Source organism: Pseudomonas sp. CFBP 13719 (genome assembly GCF_014842095.1).
Lineage (GTDB): Bacteria > Pseudomonadota > Gammaproteobacteria > Pseudomonadales > Pseudomonadaceae > Aquipseudomonas.
Genome location: NZ_JACYVB010000001.1, coordinates 767,714 through 791,765 on the forward strand (window position 1 = coordinate 767,714; position 24,052 = coordinate 791,765).

The following is a 24,052-nucleotide window of genomic DNA, read 5'->3' on the forward strand; positions in this document are numbered from 1 at the left end:
CTCGACTCTCCCTGATTGAACGGTCTGCGGTGAACAAGGTTGCAGCGACAACGTTACGCAACCCCGGACCACAGGGGTTAGCCGTTTCCTGTCAAGGTCTTGCCCGATCCTGCAGGGTTGCAGTTTCGATCAATCCATGGGGCCTTGTGTGGCGGTTTTCATGCCCACACGCAGGATGCGCGCACTGGTTCGGACAAGACCCACAGGCAACTTGGCAGGATTGGGCAAGCATCCTGCAGCTATCGTCTACCCTTGGCATTAAGCGCGGATTATCCTCTTAGTCATGTGATGCACAGATCATGGAGCCTGCATGAAACCCGCCGCACCTGCTGCCCTGCCCCTGCACCCTGCCCTGGAACGAAGCCGCTGCGAACTTGCCGAACGCATTGCCCGCGGCGCGCAGGCACCCGGCTGCCATGGCACCGCGATCAGCGGCTTGCATCTGGTGCGCTATGAAGAATGCGTGCAGTCGTTCCCTGCGTTGGTGCAACCGGCGCTGTGCATCCTTGCCCATGGCAGCAAGGAGGTGCGCCTGGGGGAAGAGCGCTATATCTACGACCCGCTGAATTTCATGGTGGTGTCGGTGGCCATGCCGATCTCGGGACGGATCCTGGATGCCAGCCCCGGCGACCCGAGTCTGTCTTTGCGGCTGGACATCGACCCCGACGAAATCAACGCAGTGATCGCCGACGCCGGGCCGCTGGGCGTGCCTTCGCGTTCGACCCAGCGCGGCCTGTACGTGGAGCAGATGGACACCGCGTTTCTCGACGCCGTGCTGCGCCTGGTGCGGCTGCTGGAAACACCGAAGGACATTGCCGTGCTGGCACCACTGGTGCGGCGGGAGATCCTCTATCGCCTGCTGGGCGGACAACAGGGTCACCGCTTGTATGAAATCGCCGTAGCGCACAGCCAGACCCACCGGGTCAGCCAGGCCATCGCCTGGATCAATCGGCATTTTCAGCGCAGCCTGCGCATCGAAGACCTGGCTCGCGAGGTCAACCTGAGCGTGTCGACCCTGCACCACCGCTTCAAGGCCGTGACGTCCATGAGCCCGCTGCAGTACCAGAAACAGCTGCGCCTGCAAGAGGCTCGTCGACTGATGCTCAGCGAAGATCTCGATGCGTCGGCCGCCGGGTATCGCGTGGGCTACGAGAGTCCTTCGCAGTTCAGCCGCGAATACAGCCGGCATTTCGGCGCACCGCCGGTGCGTGACCTGGCGCGCCTGCGCATCAGCCTCTGATGTCAAGCCGGCAGGGTTTGCAAAAAACCCGAGGTCACCGATAGAACCGATAGCTAGCTATCAAGTACACTCGAAGACAGCAGCCCGCGGCCATCTTGCCTGGGCGTCTTTTTGCAGGCCTACCTGTGACCGATCTCAGCCACTCCCCACCGGCCATCAAGAGCATTCTGGTGGCCTTGATGCTGGCCATTTTCCTGGGGGCCCTGGACCAGACCATCGTCGCGGTCTCGCTGCCGGCGATCTCGGCCCAGTTCAACGACGTCGACCGCCTGGCGTGGGTGATCTCCGGGTACATGGTGGCCATGACCGTGGCCACGCCGATCTACGGCAAGCTGGGAGACCTGTACGGACGCCGACGCATGATCCTGATCGGCACGGGATTGTTTACCCTGGCGTCGCTGTTCTGCGGCATGGCGCAGAGCATGGAGCAACTGGTGCTGGCCCGCCTGCTGCAGGGCGTCGGCGCCGGCGGCATGGTTTCGGTCAGCCAGGCGATCATCGGCGATGTCGTGCCACCGCGCGAACGTGGCCGATACCAGGGCTATTTCAGCAGCATGTACGCTGCCGCCAGTGTGCTGGGCCCGGTCCTGGGCGGCTACATGACCCAGTACCTGTCGTGGCGCTGGGTGTTTTTGATCAACCTGCCGCTGGGCGCGTTCGCGTGCTGGTACGCCCACCGCAAGCTGGCGGGGCTGCCCATACCGCAGCGTACGCCGATCATCGATTACCTGGGGACGGCGCTGATGATCATCGGCTTGAGCACCTTGCTCATGAGCATCACCCGCATCGGCCAAGGACATGGAGTGGACGACACGCAGGTCTGGGCCCTGCTGGTGATTGCCGCGGCAGCGCTGCTGGGCTTTGTCTGGCATGAACGACGCTTTCGCGAACCGCTGCTGCCGATGCATCTGTTTGCCAACCGCGCAGCGGTGCTGTGCTGGTGCACGGTGTTCTTCACCAGCTTCCAGGCCATCGGCTTGAGCGTGATGATGCCCCTGCGCTTCCAGACCGTCACCGGAGCGGGCGCGGACCAGGCGGCGCTGTACCTGCTGCCGCTCGCGCTGGGGCTGCCGATCGGGGCTTTCCTGGGCGGGCGTCGCACGTCGCAGACCGGGCGCTACAAACCGATCATTCTGACCGGGGCGTTGCTCGCTCCGCTGGGCATTCTGGGCATGGCGTTCAGTCCGCCGGACAATCTGCCGCTCAGCGTGACCTTCATGCTGTTGACGGGCTTCGCCTGCGGCCTGCAGTTTCCCACCTCGCTGGTGGGCGCGCAGAACTCGGTGCAGGCCAGGGACATCGGTGTGGCCACCAGTACCCTGGCCTTGTTTCGTTCGTTGGGCGGCGCTGTTGGAGTGGCTTGTTTGTCGGCGCTGCTGTTGGCCATGCTGCACGGTGTGCAACTGGCGGACGGTGCCTTGAACGGCCATGGGCTAGAGGTAATGACCGACAACGTGCTGCTGACCGGGCTCAACGCTACGGCAGGCCCCGCCCGCGATGCCTTGCGCATGGAACTGGCGCAGACCTTCCAGCACCTGCTGTGGGCCAGTGCCGGTATTTCGCTGCTGGGACTGGCGGTGGCATTGGCGCTGCCTAACCTGGAATTGCGCGGCCGTGGGCATGGTGAGAAGTAGCTTGTGCGCAAGGCAGGCCTGGCCTCTTCGCGGGAACTGTGGGAGCAGGTTCTACCCGCGAAGGGGCCCGATCAGACAGCCGGGCGCTTCTTGCGTTGGGCCCAGGCTACGGCCAGGCCGCTGAGACAGATGACGCTGATGCCCACCACCCCGAAGATGTCAGGGGTGTGGTCGAAGATCAGGTAGCCGTACATCCCGGCGAAGAGGATCTGCCCGTAACTGAACGGTGCCAGCAGCGCCGGCGCGGCATGGCGAAAGGCCTGGGTCAGCAACAGATGCCCGAGCATCCCGCAGGTGCCCAGGCCGACCATGAACAATGCATCGATCCACCCCGGCGCCTGCCAGAAGAACGGCAACGCAGCGCTCATGATCAGCGTATTGAAGATACCGGCGAGAAAATTGCTGGTGGTCGGGCTGTCGATGCTGCTGAGCTTGCGCGTCAGCAATTGGTACAGGCCGAAGAAGAACGCCGATATCAACGGCAGCAGAATGGCCGGCGTGAACAGGGCACCGCCGGGGCGGATCACGATAAGCACACCAATGAAACCGGTGATCACCGCCGCCCATTGCGCACGGGTCACCACTTCCTTGAGCAGCGGCACCGACAGCGCCGTCACCAGCAGCGGCGCCAGGAAGTTGACCGCCGTGGCTTCGGCCAGCGGTATGTAGCGCAGGCTGGTGGTGAAGAACAGGCTGGTGGCGATCAGGCACAGCGCGCGCAACAGCTGCAGCCCCGGCCGCTTGGTGCGGATTACCGTGGACAGCCCGGTCTGCGGCACGAATATGACCAGCATCAACAGGGTGTGCACCACGTAGCGCGCCCATACCACCACGACGATGGGGAACAGCCCGGAGAGGTACTTGGACAAAGCATCGTGGCTGGCGAACAGCAACGTTGCCAGACAAATCAGCGCGATACCGCGCAGCGGCTGGTTGGTCCCAGAGAGCAACGGGTTTTGCACGCTCATTCACACGCTCGCAACAGGATGATGAAAGGGTACCGGCCGTGACCTGTCCGCCGCACGCAGGTATTCGGGCAGCGGCTGGATGGTGTCGGGTCGATGATGGCGCGAGCAAGGGCGCTGTTACAACTTGATTCAGAACTTTATTTGCGCAACGCCGGTGTCAGGCTCAGCGTCTGCAGGCTCAGGTCCACCCAACGCTCCGCCTCCTGGTACAGATCGAAACTGTCGGGGACGAGCAACCATTGGCCAATCATGCCATCTATATAGGCGTGCAAGGCGATGGCCGCCCTGACGGTATCCAGATCGCGCGGCAACTGCTCGCGGTTCACCGCGTTGCGCAACGACCGCTCGATGCGCACATTGCAGTCGATGCTGACCGACTGGCGCTGGCGGCGCATGTCACACATTTCATCGGTGAACTCGCATTTATGGTGCAGAATTTCGTTGAGGCGGCGGGTCTTGGGGTCCACGGCAATCTGCTGAAAGAGGCGGATCAGCAACTGACGCATGCAACCCAGCGGGTCGGGCTCGTCCTCGCTTTCGCTGGCCTGGGCAAGCTCCTCGAGCGGCTCCTGCAGGCTGTCGAGCATGGCCTGCACCAGATCGGCCTTGTTGCTGAAGTGCCAATAGATGGCGCCGCGCGTCACGCCTGCCAGGGTCGCGATGTCGGCCAGGGTCGTGCGTGCCACGCCACGCTCGTAGAACGCCTGCTCGGCCGCCTCGAGAATCTGGCTGCGGGTTTCCTGGGCTTCCTCTTTGGTACGGCGAACCATGGCAGTAGAACCTCAATCTTCAATGCACGCGCAATGCGTAACGCAGCGCGTGCTCAGGCCGGAAATCCCTTTTGTGCTGGGCTTGTCCCGAATGTCGATGGGTGCGCCGCAACGTCGCGGGCATCAGGCCATCAAGTTGTTTACAAACAACCACGAATGTAAGTATATTCGTTAGTAAGCTATTAATCCAGTCGTAACATTTTTTTACCTTTCCACTATTCTTGAGCCCTCCCCCGCGCTCACGACCCGAGGATCTTCATGCAATTCAAGCCAGTTGTTACCGCTCTGGTATCCGCCGTCGCCCTGGCCACCCTGCTCAGCGGCTGTGACAAGAAGGAAGAAGCAGCCCCGCAACAGGCTCAGCAAGCTCCTCAGGTCGGCGTGGTTACCCTGAAAACCCAACCCTATACCTTGACCAGCGAACTGCCGGGTCGGACCACCGCGTACCGCGTGGCCGAAGTGCGGCCGCAGGTCAACGGGATCATCCTCAAGCGTCTGTTCAAGGAAGGTACCGAGGTCAAGGCCGGGCAGCAGCTCTACCAGATCGACCCGTCGGTATACGAGGCGACGCTGGGCAGCTCCCAGGCGACGCTGGAGTCGGCCAAGTCACTGGCAGGGCGCTACAAACAGTTGATCGACGAGCAGGCCGTCAGCCGCCAGGAATACGACAATGCCCGCTCCCAGCAGCTGCAGGCAGAGGCGTCGGTGAAGAGCGCGCAGATCGACTTGCGCTACACCAAGGTGATGGCGCCGATCTCGGGCCGCATCGGCCGTTCCGACGTGACCGAAGGCGCACTGGTGACCAATGGCCAGACCAACGCCCTGGCGACCATCCAGCAACTGGACCCGATCTACGTCGACGTGACGCAGTCGTCCGCCGAAATGCTCAGGCTGCGACGCGACCTCGACAGCGGCAAGCTGCAAAAGGCCGGCGACAACGCCGCCTCGGTCAAGCTGACCTTGGAAGATGGCAGCGAGTACGCCCAGACCGGCAAGCTGGAGTTCTCCGAAGTCTCGGTCGATCAGGCTACCGGCTCGGTGACTCTGCGCGCCGTGTTCCCCAACCCGGAACACGTGCTGCTGCCCGGCATGTTCGTGCATGCCAAGCTGCAGGCCGGTGTGCGCAGCGAAGCCATCCTGGCACCTCAGCAAGGTGTGACGCGCGACCTGAAGGGCACCCCGACCGCCTTGATCGTCAACAAGGACAACAAGGTCGAGCAGCGTCAACTGGTGGCCAATCGCACCGATGGCGCCTATTGGGTGATCGAGAAAGGCCTGAACGCTGGCGATCGCTTGATCACCGAAGGTCTGCAATACGTCAAGCCAGGTGCCGATGTGACCGTCAAGGATGCTGGCAACCTGACTCCTGAACAGTCCGCCCCTGCCGCCAACGGCAAAGGTGAATGATCGATGTCTAAATTCTTTATCGACCGCCCCATTTTCGCCTGGGTTCTTGCCCTGGTGATCATGCTGGTGGGTGGGCTGGCCATTCTCAAGCTGCCCATCAACCAATACCCGGCCATCGCGCCGACCGCCATCGACATCCAGGTCACCTACCCAGGTGCGTCCGCACAGACCGTGCAGGACACCGTGGTACAGATCATCGAGCAGCAGCTCAACGGTATCGACAACCTGCGTTACGTTTCCTCGGAAAGCAACTCCGACGGCAGCATGACCATCAGCGTGACCTTCAACCAGGGCACCAACCCCGACATTGCCCAGGTGCAGGTGCAGAACAAGCTCAACCTGGCCACCCCACTGTTGCCGCAGGAAGTGCAGCAACAGGGCCTGCGCGTGACCAAGTCGGTGAAAAACTTCCTGTTGGTGATCGGCCTGGTGGCCGAAGACGACACGTTGACCCGGGAAGACTTGTCCAACTACATCGTTTCCAACATCCAGGACCCGATCTCGCGGACCTCGGGCGTGGGCGACTTCCAGGTGTTCGGTTCGCAGTACGCCATGCGCATCTGGCTGGACCCGGCCAAGTTGAACAAGTATCAACTGACACCGGTAGAAATCAGCGCCGCGATCAGCGCGCAGAACGTGCAGATCGCCACCGGTCAGCTCGGCGGCTTGCCAGCCGTGCCTGGCACCCAGCTCAACGCCACCATCATCGGCAAGACCCGCCTGCAGACCGCCGAGCAGTTCGGCAACATTCTGCTCAAGGTCGACGCTGACGGTTCGCAGGTACGTCTCAAGGACGTCGCGCGCATCGCTTTGGGCGGCCAGAGCTACAGCATCGACGCCCAGTTCAACGGCAAGCCGGCCTCGGGCATGGCGATCAAGCTGGCCTCGGGCGCCAACGCGCTGGACACGGCCAAGGCGATTCGTGCCACCGTGGCCAACCTGGAGCCGTTCTTTCCGCCTGGCATGAAAGTGGTTTACCCGTACGACACCACGCCGACCGTGACCGAGTCGATTTCCGGCGTTGTGCACACGCTGATCGAAGCGATCGTGCTGGTGTTCCTGGTGATGTACCTGTTCCTGCAGAACTTCCGCGCCACGGTCATCACGACCATGACGGTACCGGTGGTACTGCTCGGCACTTTCGGCATCCTCGCCGCGTTCGGTTTCACCATCAATACCTTGACCATGTTCGGCATGATCCTGGCCATCGGACTATTGGTGGACGATGCGATCGTGGTGGTGGAGAACGTCGAGCGGGTCATGGCCGAGGAGCACTTGTCGCCCAAGGAGGCGACCAAGAAGTCCATGGAGCAGATCCAGGGCGCGCTGGTCGGTATCGCCATGGTGCTCTCGGCGGTATTGCTGCCGATGGCCTTCTTCGGCGGCTCCACCGGTGTGATCTACAAACAGTTCTCGATCACCATCGTTTCGGCCATGGCGCTGTCGGTACTGGTCGCGCTGATCTTCACCCCGGCATTGTGCGCCACCATGCTCAAGCCGATCGATCCGGAAAAGCACGGCCAGCCCAAGCGCGGGTTCTTCGGCTGGTTCAACCGAACCTTCGACCGCAGCGTGGTCAGCTACGAAAACGGCGTGAAGCGCATGGTCACGCACAAGCTGCCGGCGTTCATCGTTTATCTGATCATTTTCGCTGGCATGATCTTCCTGTTCACCCGCATCCCTTCGGCGTTCCTGCCGGAAGAAGACCAGGGCGTGATTTTCGCCCAGGTGCAGACGCCTGCAGGCTCCTCGGCCGAGCGGACGCAGAAGGTCATCGACGAGATGCGCACCTTCCTGCTCGACGGGGAAAATGGCGAAGGCGCCGGTGTGAAGTCGGTATTCAGTGTCAACGGCTTCAACTTCGCCGGTCGTGGCCAGAGTTCGGGCCTGGCGTTCGTCATGCTCAAACCCTGGGGTGAGCGCGACGCCGAGACGACCGTGTTCAAGATCGCCGAGCGTGCGCAGAAACATTTCGCCAGCTTCCGCGATGCCATGGTGTTCGCTGTTGTCCCGCCTTCGGTATTGGAACTGGGTAACGCCTCGGGCTTCGACTTCTACCTGCAGGATCAGGGTGGGGTTGGCCACGAAAAACTGCTCGAGGCACGCAACCAGTTCCTCGGCATGGCCGCCCAGAGCAAGATCCTGGCTGGCGTGCGTCCCAACGGTCTGAACGACGAGCCGCAGTACCAGCTCACCGTGGATGACGAGAAGGCCAGTGCCTTGGGCATCACCTTGTCGACCATCAACCAGACCCTATCCATCGCTTTGGGCGGTAGCTACGTCAACGACTTCATCGACCGTGGTCGGGTGAAGAAAGTCTATGTACAGGGCGAAGCGGCAGCGCGGATGACCCCCGAAGACTTGAACAAGTGGTACGTACGCAACGACTCCGGCACCATGGTTCCGCTGTCGGCCATCGCTACCGGCGAGTGGATCTACGGTTCGCCCAAACTGTCGCGCTACAACGGCGTCGCGGCGATGGAAATCCTGGGTACGCCGGCACCGGGCTACAGCTCGGGTGACGCCATGGCCGAGGTCGAGGCGCTGGCGAAGAAGCTGCCGGATGGCATCGGCTATTCGTTCACCGGTCTGTCGTACGAAGAACGTCTGTCCGGCTCTCAGGCCCCAGCGCTCTATGCGATCTCGCTGCTGTTCGTGTTCCTCTGTCTGGCAGCCCTGTATGAAAGCTGGTCGATCCCGATCGCAGTGCTTCTGGTGGTGCCGCTCGGTGTCATCGGTGCGTTGATCGCCACCAGTATGCGCGGCTTGTCCAACGACGTGTTCTTCCAGGTGGGCCTGCTGGTGACGGTGGGGTTGGCGGCGAAGAACGCCATTCTGATCGTCGAGTTCGCCAAGGAACTGCACGAACAGGGCAAGAGCCTGGTCGATGCAGCAGCCGAGGCGTGCCGCATGCGTCTGCGGCCGATCATCATGACGTCCCTGGCGTTCATCCTCGGCGTTGTTCCGCTGGCGATTTCCAGCGGCGCAGGTTCAGGCAGCCAACATGCCATCGGTACCGGGGTGATCGGCGGTATGATCACCGCCACCGTCCTGGCAATCTTCTGGGTGCCGATGTTCTACGTGGCCGTGTCGTCGATGTTCAAGAGCAAATACGACAAGGAACACGAGAAAGACAAGGGCAACGACAAAGCCATTACACACGAAGAGGCTGGCCAATGAGCAAGTCACTGATATCCATCGCTGTCGCCGCCTTCGTGCTCGGCGGCTGCTCGATGATCCCCGAGTACCAGCAGCCTGCCCTGCCAGTGGCCGAGCAGTTCCCGCAAGGCGAGGCCTACGCGCCCGCCGATGCGGCCGAAGTGGCTGCGGCCGAACAAGGCTGGCGGCAGTTCTTCACCGACCCGGCGCTCGAGCGCCTGGTGCAGGTGGCGCTGCAGAACAACCGCGACCTGCGCGTGGCGGCCCTGAACATCGAGGCCTACCGGGCGCAGTACCGCATCCAGCGCGCCGATCTGTTCCCGGCCATCAACGCCGACGGCACCGGTACGCGTCAGCGCACGCCGGCCGACCTGTCACAACTTGGCGAGTCGGGCATCTCCAGCCAGTACGGGGTGACCTTGGGCGTCAGCGCCTATGAACTGGACCTGTGGGGCCGCATTCGCAGCCTCAACGAACAGGCGCTGCAAACCTACCTGTCCAGCGAAGAGGCACGTCGTTCCACCCAGATCAGCCTGGTGGCCAACGTGGCCAATGCCTACCTGACCTGGCAAGCCGACCAGGCGCTGCTGAAGCTGACCCAGGACACCCTGGGCGCCTTCGAACAGAGCCTCAAGCTGACCAGCCGCAGCACCGAAGTGGGCGTGTCCTCGGCCCTGGACCTGAGCCAGGCGCGCACTGCGGTGGAAACCGCACGTGTCAGCCTGGCCCGTTACCAGCGCCAGGTGGCCCAGGACCGCAACAGCCTGACCATGCTGCTGGGCACGCGCATTCCGGTGGACCTGCCCGAGGGCCGTGGCCTGGATGCCGACCTGCTCAGCGAAGTACCTGCAGGCATGCCGTCCCAGCTGCTGACCCGGCGCCCGGACATCCTTGAAGCCGAGCACGCCTTGCTGGCCGCCAACGCCAACATCGGCGCGGCTCGCGCGGCATTCTTCCCCAGCATCAGCCTGACCGCCAACGCCGGCACGTCGAGCCGCCAGCTGTCCGGTCTGTTCGACGCCGGCTCCGGCAGCTGGTTGTTCTCGCCCAGCATCAGCCTGCCGATCTTCAACGCCGGTGCGCTGCGTGCAAGCCTGGACTATTCGAAGATCCAGAAAGACATCAACGTGGCCAATTACGAGAAGGTCATTCAAACGGCCTTCCAGGAAGTGTCCGACGGCCTGGCGGCGCGCAAGACCTACAACGAGCAGTTGCAGGCCCAGCGTGACTCGGTGCAGGCCAACCAGGATTACTACCGCTTGGCTGAACGTCGCTATCGGATCGGCATCGACAGCAACCTGACCTTCCTCGATGCGCAGCGCTCGCTGTTCAGTGCCCAGCAATCGCTGATCACCGACCGGCTTTCGCAACTGACCAGCGAAGTCAATCTGTACAAGGCTTTGGGTGGCGGCTGGTATGAGCGTACGGGCCAGGCCCAGTTGGCCCAGCCGGCGCAGGCTCCGAAAAGCTGAAGCGCAACGTTGCAAGAAAAACCACCGCCTGCGGTGGTTTTTTTATGCCAGGCAGGCGGTAACTACGTGTCGACGCCGCTAGCCCCTGAAGAAAATGTCACACGGGACTGGCCGAAAGTTCAATCTTGAGCAATAGTGGTCTGATGACCAGATAACTGACTTGTTATTAACCAGTTAGTTAGTGTTCGGTTATCGCACGTATTCCTGTGTGGTCGGTTGAATCGGGCGCTACCCCAACGCACCATCCGCGCAACACTTGGAAACATGCATGACCAGCTCGTACAAGCGTGCGTCAATCATAAAATCAATAACAATAGGTTTACCCCCATGCGCCAGCACTTCCGTCGTTCACCCCGTCTGTTGCCCAACCTGATCGCGTTGACCGTTGCCACGGCCGCCCTGCCCTCCCTTGCAGCCGAATCCGGCTTCCTGGAAGACGCCAAGGTAGGTCTGAACCTGCGCAACTTCTACTTCAACCGCAATCACACCAACCCGGCTTTCCCTCAGAGCAAGTCCGAGGAATGGACCCAGAGCTTCATTCTCGACGCCAAGTCCGGCTATACCCAAGGCATGGTCGGGTTCGGTGTGGACGTGCTGGGCATGTACTCGGTCAAGCTCGATGGTGGCCGTGGTACCTATGGCACGCAGTTGTTGCCTGTGCATGACGGCAATGACCCGGCCGACGATTTCGGTCGGCTGGGTGTGGCCGCCAAGGCCAAGATATCCAAGACCGTGCTCAAGGTCGGCGAATGGATGCCGGTGCTGCCTATCCTGCGCTCGGATGACGGGCGCTCGCTGCCGCAGACTTTCCAGGGCGGACAGGTCACCTCTCAGGAAATCGACGGCCTGACCCTGTACGGCGGTCAGTTCCGCAAGAACAGCCCGCGCAACGATGCCAGCATGGAGGACATGTTCCTGCAGGGGCGCGCCGGCATCACCTCCGACCGCTTCAACTTCGTCGGTGGCGAATACACCTTCAACAACAAGAACACCTTGGTCGGCCTGTGGAACGCCGAGCTCAAGGACATCTACCAGCAGCAGTACCTGCAGATTCTCCACAGCCAGCCCTTGGGCGACTGGACCCTGGGTGCCAACCTGGGCTTCTTCCATGGCAAGGAGGACGGCAGCGCACGCGCCGGCGATCTGGACAACAAGACCTGGTCGGCGCTGCTATCGGCCAAGTACGGCAGCAACACCTTCTATGTCGGTTTGCAGAAAGTCACCGGCGACAATGGCTGGATGCGCGTCAACGGCACCAGTGGCGGCACCCTGGCCAACGACAGCTACAACTCCAGCTACGAGAACGCCAAGGAGAAATCCTGGCAGTTGCGCCATGACTTCAACTTCGCCGGCGTCGGTGTACCGGGGCTGACCCTGATGAACCGCTACATCAGTGGCGACAACGTGCACACCGCCACCGTCACCGACGGCAAGGAATGGGGCCGCGAAACCGAGCTGGCCTACACCGTGCAGTCGGGCACCTTCAAGAGCCTGAACATGCGCTGGCGCAACTCGACCATGCGTCGTGACTACAGCACCAGCGAGTTCGACGAAAACCGCGTGATCGTCAGCTATCCGTTGAGCATTCTGTAACCCTCGCGCCGGTGACGGGCATGCCGCCCGCACCGGCCCGCTCGGGCGTCACTGGCGCGATTCGACACCCAGCTCATCCCAGACCGATTCGGCTAGGTGAAACGTTGCGTTGGCCGCGGGAATGCCACAATAGATGGCACTCTGCATCAACACCTCCTTGATCTCTTCACGGGTAACGCCATTGCTGGCAGCCGCACGCAAGTGCAGCTTGAGCTCCTCGTTGCGGTTCATGCCGATCAGCATGGCGATGGTGACCAGGCTGCGGGTGTGCCGCGGCAGGCCCGGACGGGTCCAGATATCGCCCCACGCATGGCGGGTGATCATCTCCTGGAACTCGCTGTTGAACTCGGTCAGGTTGTTCAGGCTGCGCTCCACGTGCGCCTCGCCCAACACCGCTCGCCTGACCTTCAACCCTTCGTTGTAGCGTTCTTTTTCGTCCACGGGCGTGCTCCTTCAGCGCAATAGAAATTCGATGACCCGGTGGCTGAACGGCGCACCGATTTCGACGTTGGACAGGTGCGCCGCGGCAAACTCGGCGTACTGCGCACCGGCCACCTGCTCGACGATGAATTGCGCGTCGGCAGGCGTGGTTACAGCGTCCTCGGTGCCAGCGATCACCAGTAGCGGCACCTGGATAGCGCCCAACTGCTCGCGGAAATCGGCGTCGCGCACGGCGGCGCAGTTGGCGGCGTAGCCTTGGGGCGAGGTGGCGGCGAGCATGTCGGTGACGCGCCGGGTTTCGTCCGGGTTGGCGTCGGCGAACGCCGGGGTGAACCAGCGCGCGATGGAGGCGTCGCGCAACGACTGCATGGCCGCCTCGCCCTGCCCAAGAACCATTTCGATCCGAGGGTTCCAGACGTCCTGGGTACCGATTTTCGCCGCCGTGTTGCAGATCACCAGCTTGTGCAGGCGCTCGCCAGCGTTGATCCCCAGCCATTGGCCGATCAAGCCGCCCATGGACAGGCCGCAGAAGTGCACCTTGTCCAGTTGCAGGGCATCGAGCAGCGCGAGCACGTCGCCACCCAGCTGTTCGATGGTGTAGGTGCCCGGGGTCACCAGGGATCGGCCATGGCCGCGGGTGTCGTAGCGCAGCACCTGGAAATGTTCGGTGAAGGCGGCCACCTGGCCGTCCCACATGTGCCGGTCGGTGCCCAGCGAGTTGGACAGCACCAGTACGGGCTTGTCCTTGGGGCCTTCCAGACTGTAATCGAGTTCGCCGTCGGCGAGTTGTACCTGTGCCACGCTCATCTCCTCACGCATTCAAAAGATCGTGTTCGGCCACCGCCCGTTCGACCCAGACCTGGGCCTGGCCCAGGTAGTGCGAAGGGTCCAGCAGACGGTCCAGTTCATTGGCGTCCAAGTGCTCGGTGACCTGCGGCTCGTCGCCGAGCACCGCGCGCAGATGCCGGCCCTGGGCGACGGCCTGCTTGCAGCACTGTTCCAGCACATGATGGGCGCGGTCACGACCGATCCGCTGGGCCAGCACAATGCTGACGGCTTCGGCCAGCACCAGGCCCTGGGTCAGGTCCAGGTTTGCCAACATGCGCTCAGCGTCGACCTGCATGCCATCGGCAATGGCCAGGGCCTGCTGCAGCGCGCCGGACACCAGGCAACAGATCTCCGGCAGGGTCTCCCATTCGGCATGCCACAGCCCCAGGCTGCGCTCGTGTTCCTGCGGCATGGCGCTGAACAGCGTGGCCAGCAGGCCCGGCACCCGGGTGGCGGCGCCGATGAGCACCGCCGCACCGACCGGGTTGCGCTTGTGCGGCATGGTCGAGGACCCGCCCTTGCCCGGTGCGGACGGCTCGAACACTTCCGCCGCCTCGGTCTGCATCAGCAGGCTGATGTCCCGGCCCAGCTTGCCCAGGCTGCCGGCCAACAGACCAAGCACTGAGGCCAGCTCCACCAGCCGGTCGCGCTGGGTATGCCAGGGCTGGTCGGGCAGGTTCAGGTGCAATTCCTCGGCCAGGGCTTGAGCCACCGGCATTGCCTTTTCGCCGAGGGCGGCCAGGGTCCCCGAGGCACCGCCGAACTGCAGGCAGGCCAACCGCGGCCTGAGCTCGCGCAGGCGTTGCCGGCTGCGGGTCAGGGCGCCGAGCCAGCCAGCGATCTTCATGCCCAGGGTGACGGGCGTGGCGTGTTGCAGCCAGGTGCGTCCGGGCATGACCGTGGCGGCATGGCGACGGGCCTGCTGGCTAAGCGCCTCGCTCAGACGTTGCAGGTCGGCTTCGATCAGATCGGCTGCCGCCAACAGCTGCAGGACCAGACCGGTGTCCATCACATCCTGACTGGTCGCCCCCAGATGCACGTAACGTTCGGCATCGGCATCGCTGGCGGCGATGGCCTTGCCGAGCATCTTGACCAAGGGAATGGCTGAATTACCAGCGCTGGCAATGGCCTGCGCCAAGGCCTGGAAGTCGTATAGCTGGGCCTTGCACGCGGCCTCTATGGGGGCGACTGCCGTGCCGGGGATCACGCCGACCCGGGCCTGGGCACGAGCCAGCGCGGCTTCGAAATCGAGCATGCCCTGCACCCGGCCGTGGTCGCAGAAGATCTGGCGCATGGCCGGGGCGGTGAAATAGACATCGAACAACTGATTGTTCGGCGGTTGGTTCATGGAACTCCCCTGCAAGGGCGCGCCAGCGATGGCGCGCCCCTGGGCTTAATGGTCGGTATGCAGGTACTTGGGCTGCTTGGGCAGACGCAGGCTGAACAGGAAGGCGATGGCCATCATCACCGTGACGTACCAGTAGAAGGCATTTTCGTTGCCCATGTTCTTCAGGTTCAAGGCGACGAATTCCGCCGATCCGCCAAACACCGCGTTGGCCACCGCGTAGGCCAGGCCGACGCCCAGGGCGCGCACTTGCGGCGGGAACATCTCGGCTTTGACCAGGCCACTGATCGAGGTGTAGAAGCTGACGATGGCCAGGGCCAGGGTGATCAGCACGAAGGCCAGGAACGGGCTGGTGACGGTTTTCAATGCCATGAGGATCGGCAGGGTGCACAAGGTGCCGAGCCCGGCGAACCAGAGCATCGAGGTGCGCCGGCCGATGCGGTCGGCGAGCATGCCGAACAGCGGCTGCATGCACATGTACAGGAACAGCGCGCCGGTCATGATCAGGCTGGCAGTCTTGGCGTGCATGCCCGCCGTGTTGACCAGGTATTTCTGCATGTAGGTGGTGAAGGTGTAGAAAATCAGCGAGCCGCCGGCGGTGTAACCCAATACGGTGATGAAGGCCGCGCTGTGGTTCTTGAACAACCCGGCGATGCTACCGGCGTCCTTGTCGTTGCGTGTTTCGGCGGTGCTGGTTTCCTTCAGTGTACGGCGCAACAACAGCGAGATGATCGCAGCCACGGCACCGACGAAAAACGGAATGCGCCAGCCCCAGGCCCGCAGTTCCTGCTCGTCGAGAAACTGCTGAAGAATGACCACGGTCAGCACGGCCAGCAGTTGCCCGCCGATCAACGTCACGTACTGGAACGACGCGAAGAAACCACGCTGACCACGCAGGGCAACTTCAGACATGTAGGTCGCCGTGGTGCCGTATTCACCGCCTACCGACAACCCCTGGAACAGCCGGGCCAGCAGCAGGATGATCGGCGCCCAGACGCCGATGGTGGCGTAGGTCGGCAGGCAGGCGATCACCAGCGAGCCGGCGCACATCATCAGTACCGAGATCATCATGGAGTTCTTGCGGCCATGCTTGTCGGCCACGCGGCCGAACAACCAACCACCGATCGGCCGCATCAGAAAGCCCGCGGCGAACACCCCGGCGGTGTTGACCAGCTGCACAGTTGGATCGTCGGAAGGAAAGAAGGCTGGCGCGAAATAGATGGCGCAGAAGGCGTAGACATAAAAGTCGAACCACTCCACCAGGTTGCCCGATGAAGCGCCGACGATGGCAAATATGCGCTTCTTGCGCTCCTCACCGGTGTAATGAACTGTTGTCATGTTTTAGTTCTCATTGAGGTCGGTAAAGGCTAGACATAACCTGTTACAACCCCAGGCACAAGTCAGGTGGCTGCTTGATACATGGAGGATGGCTTGATGGCCTCTTCGCGGGCAGAGGGCTCGCCGCCCGCCCCGCTCCCACAGAAAAGCCCTCTCCCACATAGATCAAATGTTCTTGTGGGAGCGGGCGGGCGGCGAGCCCTCTGCCCGCGAAGAGGCCGGTGAAGGCTATCAAACCCGCTCGATCGCCAACGCCAGCCCCTGCCCTACCCCCACGCACATTGTCGCCAGCCCGCGCTTGCCGCCACTTTTTTCCAACTGGTGCAGCGCGGTCAGCACCAGCCGCGCGCCGCTCATGCCCAGCGGGTGGCCCAAGGCAATCGCCCCACCGTTGGGATTGACCTGCGCAGCGTCGTCCGCCAGCCCCAGCTCGCGCAGCACGGCCAGGCCCTGGCTGGCGAACGCCTCGTTGAGCTCGATCACGTCGAAGTCCTCGACGGTCAGGTTCAGGCGTTCGAGCAATTTGCGCACCGCCGGAACCGGACCGACGCCCATGACCCGCGGTGCTACGCCGGCACTGGCCATGCCCAGCACCCGGCCACGCGCCGTCAGGCCATGCTTCTGCACTGCCTCGGCACTGGCGAGAATCATGGCGGCGGCGCCGTCGTTGACACCCGAAGCGTTGCCCGCCGTTACGGTCTTGTCGGCGCCGTTGACCGGCTTGAGCCTGGCAAGGGTTTCCAAGGTGGTATCGGCACGTGGATGCTCGTCCTGCTCGACCACGGTTTCGCCCTTCTTGCCGGGAATACGTACCGGCACGATTTCTTCGGCGAAGAAACCCGCAGCCTGTGCGGCAGCGGTGCGCTGCTGGCTGCGCACGGCGAAGGCATCCTGGTCCTCACGGGAGACCTGGCAATCGTCGGCCACGTTATCCGCCGTCTGCGGCATCGCATCGACGCCGTACTGGGCCTTCATCAGAGGATTGATGAAGCGCCAACCAATGGTGGTGTCTTCCAGCTTCATGTTGCGGGAGAACCCGGCATCGGCCTTGCCCATGACGAAGGGTGCGCGTGACATCGATTCAACGCCACCAGCAATCGCCAGCTCCATTTCACCACTGGCGATGGCGCGGAACGCTGTGCCCACTGCGTCCATGCCCGAGGCGCACAAGCGGTTGAGGGTCACGCCGGGTACGCCCTCGGGCAAACCGGCCAGCAGCAGTGCCATGCGCGCAACGTTGCGGTTGTCTTCGCCGGCCTGGTTGGCGCAGCCCATGAACACTTCGTCGACCTGCGCCCAATCCACCGTCGGGTTGCGCTCGAGCAACGCCTTGAGCGGTACGGCGGCAAGGTCGTCGGCGCGAACGTTGGCCAGGCTGCCGCCGAAGCGGCCAATCGGTGTACGCACAGCATCGCAAATGAATACGTCGCGCATCATGCTTCTCCCGGTGCCTGGCCGTGGGCGGCCGCGGTGCGGGCCTCCAACGCGCGCAGGGCGTCCAGTTCGGTGGCGTCGGGTTCGGCCGTGGTCTGCACGTCGTCGGCGAAGCGGACCGGCCAGCCAGTGGCCGCGCTGATCTGCTCGCGGGTCACGCCGGGGTGAATGGAGGTGACCACGAATTCGTTGGAACCGGCTTCAGGCTCCATGATGCACAGGTCGGTGATGATCCCCACCGGCCCCTGTCCCGGCAGACCCAGGCGCTTACGTGAGTCGCCGCCGTCACCGTGGCCCACCGAGGTGACGAAATCGAGCTTCTCGACGAAGCTGCGGTGCGACTGCTTGAGGATGATCAACACGCTCTTGGCGGAACCTGCGATTTCCGGCGCGCCGCCAGCGCCTGGCAGGCGTACCTTGGGCTGGTGGTAGTCGCCCACCACCGTGGTGTTGATGTTGCCGAAACGGTCGACCTGGGCGGCGCCGAGGAAGCCGACATCGATACGCCCACCCTGCAGCCAGTAGCGAAAGATCTCACCCGTCGGTACCACCGTGTCGGCAGTTTCCGCCAGTTCGCCATCGCCGATGGACAAGGGCAGCACAGTGGGTTTAGCGCCAATCGGACCGGATTCGTAGATCAGCACCACGTCCGGCGAGGAGGTCAGACGGGCCAGGTTGGCGGCCTTGGACGGCAAGCCGATGCCGACGAAGCAGACCGCGCCGTTGCGCAGGCGCCGCGCCGCGGCGACGGTCATCATTTCATTGGTGGAATAAGTCATGGGGTCACCTGCGCTGCGCTGGCCAGTTTGGCCCGGTATTCGCTGAAGTCCTGTGTGCCGCGGATGTAGGTGTCGATCCAGGCGGTAAACGTCTGCCGGTCTCGCGCAATGGGGTCCCAGGCCTGGTAGAACACGTTGTCGCGCTCGGTGTAACCATGGGCGTAGGACGGATGTGCCCCGCCCGGTACGTGGCAGACCGCAGTCAGTGCCCAGGTTGGCAGTACGCAGGCGTTCATGGGGGCCTGCAGGTCGTCGACGATTTCTTCCACCGTGACGATGCAGCGCTTGGCGGCCAAGGCGGCCTCCTTCTGCACGCCGAGGATGCCCCACAGCAGTACGTTGCCCTTGCGGTCGGCTTTCTGCGCATGGATCACCGTGACGTCGGGGCGCACCGACGGCACCGCTGCCAGCACTTCGCCGGTGAAGGGGCAGGTAACCGTCTTGATCAGCGGGTTGACCTTGGGCAGATCGGAACCGGCGTAGGCCCGCAGGACCGCGAATGGAAGCCCCGAGGCACCCGCCACATAGGCGTTGGCGAGGTCGGCATGGCTGTGTTCTTCGATCTCCAGCACTTGCGGCCACTGCTTCTCGACGGCATCGCGCAGCCGATGCAGCGAACCGACACCGGGGTTGCCGCCCCACGAGAAGATCAATTTGCGAGCGCAACCGGCGCCGATCAACTGATCGTAGATCAGGTCGGGGGTCATGCGGACCAGCGTCAGGTCTTTCTTGCCTTGACGAATGATCTCGTGACCTGCAGCGGTTGGAATCAGGTGGGTGAAGCCTTCGAGCGCGATGGTGTCGCCATCGTTGACGAATTGCTTCACCGCATCGGTAAGCGACAGGATTGCAGCCATGTGGGCAGGACTCCTCGATACTGTGAGCCATCTTGTTTGAATGAAGCTGGCGTACAGGTTAGGACGCCAGCCTCTCACGAACAATCCGATTATCGACTATTCGTTCGATAATCGAACAATACAGCGGCGTGCTTCAGGTAGCGTCGGCGTGACTGACCCGACTCTTGATCAACAAGGCCACGGTGGCCAGCACGGCGGGGACCACCAGCGCCGTCAGTACCTGTTCGAAATCCCAGCCCAGGCCAAGCAGTGTCGCGCCCATCCAGGCGCCCAGGATCGCGCCGAAACGGCCGATGCCCAGCATCCACGACACACCGGTGGCGCGCCCCTGCGTCGGGTAGAACCGCGCGGCCAGTGACGGCATCGCCGACTGCGCGCCGTTGACGCACATCCCGGCGATCAGCACCAGCGTCGCCAGCACTGTGATGTTGCCCAGGCTTTGCCCTACCGCGTAGGCGAATACGCCAGCCAGCAGGTAGAACGTGGCGATGACCTTGTGCGGGTTGAAACGGTCCATCGCCCAGCCCACGCCCACGGCACTCAGTACGCCGCCGAACTGGAACAGCGCGCCGATGAAGGCGGCCTGCTCGAGGCTCGCGCCGCTGTCGCGCATCAGCGTCGGCAGCCAGCTAGTCAACAGGTAGACGATCACCAGACCCATGAAGTAAGTCAGCCACAGCAGCAGGGTGCCGGCACGGTAGGTGCCCGAAAAGATCACCGCCAGGACGTTGCTCGCCTTGACGGTTTTCTGCTCGGGAACGCTGAAACGCTCGGCCCGCGCCACTTGGTCCGGGTCGATCGGTGCAAGGGTGCGACGGATTTTTTCCACGCTTTTGTTGCGTACCACCAGGTACCGCGCCGACTCGGGCAGCCAGACCATCAACACCACTGCCAGCAGCAGCGGCAGCACCCCGCCGAGCAACAGCAGGCTGTGCCAACCGAAGGCAGGAATCAGCTTGGCGGACATGAACCCGCCACCGGCCATGCCCAGGTTGAAACCGCAGAACATGCTGGTCACCAGCAGCGAGCGAAAGCGTTCAGGGGTGTATTCGGACAACAGCGTTGTGGCGTTGGGCATACCCGCGCCCAGCCCCAAGCCGGTGAGAAAGCGCAGGATCAGCAGTTGATCGACGTCGCTGCTGTAGGCCGATGCCAGGCTGAACCCGCCAAACACCAGCACCGCCCCAACCAGCACCAGCTTGCGCCCGAAGCGGTCGGCCAAGGGCCCGGAGCCCAGCGCGCCGAACACCATGCCAATCAGCGCGGCACTCATCACCGGCCCCAGGCTGGCCCGGTCGATGCCCCACTCCTGCGACAGCGCGGGCGCGATGAAGCCCATGGCGGCGGTGTCCAGGCCATCCAGGAAGACGATCAGGAAACACAGGATGACCACACGCCATTGGTAGCGCGACAGCGGTCGGTCGTTGATCAGGGTCTGCACATCCAGGCACACCCCTGCAGCGTTGGCAGGTCTGTTCATTATTGTTCTTGTCATTGTAGTTATTGGGGAAAGACGGGCACATCGACACATGCCTGAGCAGTCGATGCGATGGACATTAGTCAGCCCGCCCCGGCCCGGTCAATCGGACGCCTGCAGATGTGTGCGGTCACCGCACACTGCAATGCCTACGCTGGCCACGACGGTTCAAGCGAACAGTTGCGCACTCAAGTCGCGACTTGCCGCCAGCATGATCGGCAGGAAGCGTTGCTCCAGTTCCGCCCGCGTCACCCGCCCGGCGTGGGTGCTGACGTTGAGCGCGGCCAGCACCTGCCCCGACGCGTCGTACACCGGCACAGCAATCGAGCGCAGGCCCTGCTCCAGCTCCTGATCGACGATGCACCACCCCTGCTGGCGGACCCGCTCCAGGCATTCGAGCAGGGTCACCTTGCTGGTCAAGGTACGGCTGGTCTTGGGTGCAAGGTCGGTGTGCTGCAGGTATTCGTGCAAAGAGGCGTCGTCGAGCGCGGCGAGCAATATGCGGCCCATGGAGGTGCAATACGCCGGCAGCCGGCCGCCCACCGACAGGTCCACGGAGATCAGCCGTTGGGTCGTGGCCGAGCGCGCGATGTAGAGAATGTCGTCGCCTTCGAGGGTGGCCATGTTGCAGGCTTCGTGCAACTGCTCGCTCATGCGATCCAGGTACGGTTGCGCCGACACCGCCAGGGGCGTGGATGACAGGTAGGCATGCCCCAGGGTCAGGACCTTGGGCAGCAGCGAGTAGGTGCGCCCATCGGTGGTGGCGTAGCCCAACTTGATCAGCGTATGCAGGCAGCGCCTTACAGCGGCGCGCGGAATTTCGGTGCGGTGGCTGATCTGCGCAATGGTCAGGTGTCGCTTGCGCTCCTGGAACGCCTGAACCACCGCAAGCCCACGGGCCAACGAGGTCATGAAGTCGGGATCGCCGGTAAACGCCTGGATGCGCTTGGCCGGCGATGCGACGATCGGCGGAGCCAGAGAGCTGAAAGCCGTTCGCTGAGGCGCTGTCGAGCCTGCCGGTGGAGTGTGTTCGTTCATCGTACTGCCCTCGGGATTCTTCGGAACCGATCGAGGGCGATTATCGAACCACCGGGCGATAATCGCAAACCTGCGGCACGGGCGCTTCGTGGGCAGTTCTGAAACTTATCGCTGTTTACGCTTTCTCAATGTGTGTCGAGTGACGCGATACACATTCGATGACAGGCCTACGTGTCCCGTTGACTCCGCGAGCCGCTACAATGCGGTCGCCGACCGGCATGTTGCTTATGAAGCCCTATCCGCGGGTTTCAACTTTCCAATTATCAGAGTAATGAATGTGACGAAAGACGAACTGCGCGCGCAACTGGAGCGCCAGGAACAACGTTACAAGGAAGTCTATGGCGGCGAGATCACCACCTACGCCGCTCAGCCGGAACCCGAACGCAAGCCTTGGCGCAAACGCGCCAGTATTGTCGACCTGGCGTTTCAGGAAGAGATCCAGAAGATCGAAAAAGACCTGCAGCAACACAACGCCTGACACTGACGTGGCCGATGTGCCGTACACGGCAGGCCACGTCAATTGCCTTCAAAAATGCGTCATTCGACGACAGATTTCATACGCCCGTTTGAATGATTCCAGGCAATGTGCAAGACCCTTCGCTTGAGTGATAGCCCGAATTTTCGGGGCTGAGGTACTTGCTACAAAGGCGCCAGCCTCTGCCACTACCTGCCGCGCACTGGAAAAGCGGACCCACCGGTCAGCGCCTGGGGGGTCATAACGCGTCGATTTCTGGCATAATCGCGCCCCCTCAATGGCCCGGTCACAAAACCTTCATGATCGAATTATTCAGCGCACTGGATGCGTGGGTGTTGGTCAGCCTGTTCTTAGCGCTGGCGTTTGTCCTCACCTTCGAATTCATCAACGGCTTTCATGACACCGCCAACGCGGTGGCCACAGTCATCTACACCAAAGCGATGCCGCCGCATCTGGCCGTGTTCCTGTCCGGTATCTTCAACTTCCTCGGCGTTCTGCTGGGCGGCGTCGGCGTGGCCTACGCGATCGTCCACCTGCTACCGGTGGAGTTGCTGATCAACGTCAACACCGGACATGGCCTGGCCATGGTGTTCTCGCTGCTGGCCGCGGCCATTACCTGGAACCTGGGCACCTGGTATTTCGGCATTCCGGCCTCGAGCTCGCACACCCTGATCGGCTCGATCCTGGGCGTGGGCCTGGCCAATGCCTTGATCAACGACATCCCCTTGGGCGATGGCGTCAACTGGCAGAAGGCAATCGATATCGGCGCCTCGCTGGTGTTCTCGCCCATTGCCGGCTTCGTGGCCGCGGCCCTGGTGCTGATCGGCCTGAAATGGTGGCGTCCGGCGTCCAAGATGCACAAGACTCCCGAGCAGCGTCGCAAGCTGGACGACAAGAAGCATCCGCCGTTCTGGAATCGGCTGGTGCTGGTGTTGTCGGCCATGGCGGTGAGTTTCGTGCACGGCTCCAACGATGGCCAAAAGGGCATCGGCCTGATCATGCTGGTATTGATCGGTATAGTCCCGCAGCAATTCGTACTTGACTTGAACTCGACCACTTACCAGATCGAGCGGACTCGCGACGCTACCCAGCACCTGAGCCAGTTCTACCAGCGCAACCAGGCCACCCTCGGTGAGTTCCTGGCGTTGGGCAAGGCTCAGCAAGGCGATCTGCCGGAGAAATTCAGCTGCAACCCGCAGCAGACCGAACCTACCATCGCAGCGCTGCTGAGCACGCTTGAAGGTGTTGCCGACTACCATTCGCTGGCAGCCGAACGTCGCATCGAAGTGCGTCGCTACCTGCTCTGCCTGGATGACACGGCGAAAAAGGTTGGCAAGCTGCCAGCGCTGGAACCTCGCGAGAAATCCGATCTCGAGAAGCTGCGCAAAGACCTGACCGCCACTACCGAATATTCGCCGTTCTGGGTAATCCTGGCGGTGGCCCTGGCCTTGGGCACCGGCACCATGGTCGGCTGGAAACGCGTAGTGCTGACCATCGGCGAAAAAATCGGCAAGCAGGGCATGACCTACGCCCAGGGCATGTCGGCGCAGATCGTTACCGCTTGCGCCATCGGCGCGGCCAACGTGTTCAGCCTGCCCGTGTCGACCACGCATATCCTGTCTTCAGGCGTGGCCGGCACCATGGTAGCCAACAAGAGTGGGCTGCAAGGTGGCACGGTCCGCACGATCATGCTGGCATGGGTGTTGACTCTGCCCGCCTCCATGGGCCTGGCGGCCGGGCTGTTCTGGTTGGCGAGCCAACTGGTCGGCTAGGTACTGAGCGACAGTTGCAGAAAAG

Annotated in this window: 19 protein-coding genes; 8 read left to right on the top strand and 11 right to left on the bottom strand. The window is 62.8% G+C overall.

Features of this window, described 5'->3' with window-relative positions; genetic code table 11:
- The first annotated feature begins 310 nt into the window (after positions 1-310).
- Both IFT57_RS03635 and IFT57_RS03640 read left to right on the top strand, forming a co-directional pair.
- Positions 311-1,240 carry an AraC family transcriptional regulator gene (locus tag IFT57_RS03635; RefSeq protein WP_122479402.1) on the top strand — a complete coding sequence of 310 codons (930 nt, stop codon included), beginning with the start codon at positions 311-313 and terminating at the stop codon, positions 1,238-1,240.
- 125 nt (positions 1,241-1,365) lie between these two features.
- Positions 1,366-2,874 (top strand): MDR family MFS transporter, encoded by a 1,509-nt coding sequence (locus IFT57_RS03640; RefSeq protein ID WP_342030329.1) that lies wholly within the window; start codon positions 1,366-1,368, stop codon positions 2,872-2,874.
- A 71-nt stretch (positions 2,875-2,945) separates the two neighbouring features.
- Here IFT57_RS03640 and IFT57_RS03645 read toward each other — a convergent pair whose 3' ends face one another.
- Together IFT57_RS03645 and IFT57_RS03650 are read right to left on the bottom strand one after the other, a co-directional pair.
- Positions 2,946-3,842 carry a DMT family transporter gene (locus IFT57_RS03645; protein WP_122713361.1) on the bottom strand — a complete coding sequence of 299 codons (897 nt, stop codon included), beginning with the start codon at positions 3,840-3,842 and terminating at the stop codon, positions 2,946-2,948.
- 137 nt (positions 3,843-3,979) lie between these two features.
- Entirely contained in the window at positions 3,980-4,612 is a 633-nt protein-coding gene (locus IFT57_RS03650) for a TetR family transcriptional regulator (protein ID WP_192150547.1), read from the bottom strand.
- A gap of 258 nt (positions 4,613-4,870) precedes the next feature.
- Between IFT57_RS03650 and IFT57_RS03655 the strand changes: the two genes are divergently transcribed.
- The 4 genes from IFT57_RS03655 to IFT57_RS03670 all read left to right on the top strand — a co-directional run bounded on the left by IFT57_RS03655 (position 4,871) and on the right by IFT57_RS03670 (position 12,243).
- Positions 4,871-6,019, top strand: a complete 1,149-nt coding sequence (locus IFT57_RS03655) for an efflux RND transporter periplasmic adaptor subunit (RefSeq protein ID WP_192053656.1) — start codon at positions 4,871-4,873, stop codon at positions 6,017-6,019.
- A 3-nt stretch (positions 6,020-6,022) separates the two neighbouring features.
- Positions 6,023-9,199 (top strand): efflux RND transporter permease subunit, encoded by a 3,177-nt coding sequence (locus tag IFT57_RS03660; protein ID WP_122479407.1) that lies wholly within the window; start codon positions 6,023-6,025, stop codon positions 9,197-9,199.
- On the top strand, positions 9,196-10,650 hold the full coding sequence (locus tag IFT57_RS03665) for an AdeC/AdeK/OprM family multidrug efflux complex outer membrane factor (RefSeq protein WP_122713362.1): 1,455 nt from the start codon (positions 9,196-9,198) through the stop codon (positions 10,648-10,650). The genes IFT57_RS03660 and IFT57_RS03665 overlap by 4 nt, the downstream gene beginning before the upstream one ends.
- A 327-nt stretch (positions 10,651-10,977) precedes the next feature.
- Positions 10,978-12,243: an OprD family porin gene (locus IFT57_RS03670; RefSeq protein WP_122797175.1), complete on the top strand. Its 1,266-nt coding sequence runs from the start codon at positions 10,978-10,980 to the stop codon at positions 12,241-12,243.
- A 48-nt stretch (positions 12,244-12,291) separates the two neighbouring features.
- Here the strand turns inward: IFT57_RS03670 and pcaC are convergent, their stop codons facing one another.
- The 9 genes from pcaC to pcaR form a co-directional block, all read right to left on the bottom strand.
- Positions 12,292-12,684, bottom strand: a complete 393-nt coding sequence (gene pcaC / locus IFT57_RS03675) for a 4-carboxymuconolactone decarboxylase (protein WP_192150548.1) — start codon at positions 12,682-12,684, stop codon at positions 12,292-12,294.
- A 12-nt stretch (positions 12,685-12,696) separates the two neighbouring features.
- Entirely contained in the window at positions 12,697-13,485 is a 789-nt protein-coding gene (pcaD, locus tag IFT57_RS03680) for a 3-oxoadipate enol-lactonase (protein WP_192150550.1), read from the bottom strand.
- A gap of 10 nt (positions 13,486-13,495) precedes the next feature.
- On the bottom strand, positions 13,496-14,860 hold the full coding sequence (locus tag IFT57_RS03685) for a 3-carboxy-cis,cis-muconate cycloisomerase (protein ID WP_192150551.1): 1,365 nt from the start codon (positions 14,858-14,860) through the stop codon (positions 13,496-13,498).
- A gap of 45 nt (positions 14,861-14,905) precedes the next feature.
- Positions 14,906-16,195 carry an MFS family transporter gene (locus IFT57_RS03690; RefSeq protein ID WP_122479412.1) on the bottom strand — a complete coding sequence of 430 codons (1,290 nt, stop codon included), beginning with the start codon at positions 16,193-16,195 and terminating at the stop codon, positions 14,906-14,908.
- Positions 16,196-16,426: 231 nt separating this feature from the next.
- On the bottom strand, positions 16,427-17,632 hold the full coding sequence (pcaF, locus tag IFT57_RS03695; protein WP_192150553.1) for a 3-oxoadipyl-CoA thiolase: 1,206 nt from the start codon (positions 17,630-17,632) through the stop codon (positions 16,427-16,429).
- Positions 17,629-18,408, bottom strand: coding sequence for a CoA-transferase subunit beta (locus IFT57_RS03700; protein WP_192150555.1), 780 nt, complete (start codon positions 18,406-18,408; stop codon positions 17,629-17,631). The genes pcaF and IFT57_RS03700 overlap by 4 nt, the downstream gene beginning before the upstream one ends.
- The gene (locus IFT57_RS03705; protein WP_192150557.1) at positions 18,405-19,265 is read right to left on the bottom strand and encodes a CoA transferase subunit A; all 861 of its coding nucleotides are present in this window, start codon (positions 19,263-19,265) and stop codon (positions 18,405-18,407) included. Before IFT57_RS03705 ends, IFT57_RS03700 begins: the two co-directional genes overlap by 4 nt.
- 133 nt (positions 19,266-19,398) lie before the next feature.
- The gene (locus IFT57_RS03710) at positions 19,399-20,745 is read right to left on the bottom strand and encodes an MFS transporter (protein ID WP_192150559.1); all 1,347 of its coding nucleotides are present in this window, start codon (positions 20,743-20,745) and stop codon (positions 19,399-19,401) included.
- A gap of 165 nt (positions 20,746-20,910) precedes the next feature.
- Positions 20,911-21,780 carry a pca regulon transcriptional regulator PcaR gene (gene pcaR / locus IFT57_RS03715; RefSeq protein ID WP_122479417.1) on the bottom strand — a complete coding sequence of 290 codons (870 nt, stop codon included), beginning with the start codon at positions 21,778-21,780 and terminating at the stop codon, positions 20,911-20,913.
- A 277-nt stretch (positions 21,781-22,057) separates the two neighbouring features.
- Between pcaR and IFT57_RS03720 the strand changes: the two genes are divergently transcribed.
- Together IFT57_RS03720 and IFT57_RS03725 are read left to right on the top strand one after the other, a co-directional pair.
- On the top strand, positions 22,058-22,258 hold the full coding sequence (locus tag IFT57_RS03720; protein WP_122797170.1) for a hypothetical protein: 201 nt from the start codon (positions 22,058-22,060) through the stop codon (positions 22,256-22,258).
- Positions 22,259-22,554: 296 nt separating this feature from the next.
- A complete protein-coding gene (locus tag IFT57_RS03725; RefSeq protein ID WP_192150561.1) occupies positions 22,555-24,027 on the top strand; it encodes an inorganic phosphate transporter in 1,473 nt (490 codons plus the stop codon).
- Positions 24,028-24,052 lie beyond the last annotated feature (25 nt).

Excerpts from the sequence above, each read along its gene's own strand:
- IFT57_RS03725 (WP_192150561.1), top strand. The coding sequence starts at position 22,555 with ATGATCGAATTATTCAGCGCACTGGATGCGTGGGTGTTGGTCAGCCTG.
- pcaF (WP_192150553.1), bottom strand. The coding sequence starts at position 17,632 with ATGATGCGCGACGTATTCATTTGCGATGCTGTGCGTACACCGATTGGC.
- IFT57_RS03670 (WP_122797175.1), top strand. The coding sequence starts at position 10,978 with ATGCGCCAGCACTTCCGTCGTTCACCCCGTCTGTTGCCCAACCTGATC.
- IFT57_RS03710 (WP_192150559.1), bottom strand. The coding sequence starts at position 20,745 with ATGAACAGACCTGCCAACGCTGCAGGGGTGTGCCTGGATGTGCAGACC.
- IFT57_RS03635 (WP_122479402.1), top strand. The coding sequence starts at position 311 with ATGAAACCCGCCGCACCTGCTGCCCTGCCCCTGCACCCTGCCCTGGAA.
- pcaR (WP_122479417.1), bottom strand. The coding sequence starts at position 21,780 with ATGAACGAACACACTCCACCGGCAGGCTCGACAGCGCCTCAGCGAACG.
- IFT57_RS03655 (WP_192053656.1), top strand. The coding sequence starts at position 4,871 with ATGCAATTCAAGCCAGTTGTTACCGCTCTGGTATCCGCCGTCGCCCTG.
- IFT57_RS03685 (WP_192150551.1), bottom strand. The coding sequence starts at position 14,860 with ATGAACCAACCGCCGAACAATCAGTTGTTCGATGTCTATTTCACCGCC.
- IFT57_RS03660 (WP_122479407.1), top strand. The coding sequence starts at position 6,023 with ATGTCTAAATTCTTTATCGACCGCCCCATTTTCGCCTGGGTTCTTGCC.
- IFT57_RS03650 (WP_192150547.1), bottom strand. The coding sequence starts at position 4,612 with ATGGTTCGCCGTACCAAAGAGGAAGCCCAGGAAACCCGCAGCCAGATT.
- IFT57_RS03665 (WP_122713362.1), top strand. The coding sequence starts at position 9,196 with ATGAGCAAGTCACTGATATCCATCGCTGTCGCCGCCTTCGTGCTCGGC.
- IFT57_RS03700 (WP_192150555.1), bottom strand. The coding sequence starts at position 18,408 with ATGACTTATTCCACCAATGAAATGATGACCGTCGCCGCGGCGCGGCGC.
- IFT57_RS03705 (WP_192150557.1), bottom strand. The coding sequence starts at position 19,265 with ATGGCTGCAATCCTGTCGCTTACCGATGCGGTGAAGCAATTCGTCAAC.
- IFT57_RS03690 (WP_122479412.1), bottom strand. The coding sequence starts at position 16,195 with ATGACAACAGTTCATTACACCGGTGAGGAGCGCAAGAAGCGCATATTT.
- IFT57_RS03645 (WP_122713361.1), bottom strand. The coding sequence starts at position 3,842 with ATGAGCGTGCAAAACCCGTTGCTCTCTGGGACCAACCAGCCGCTGCGC.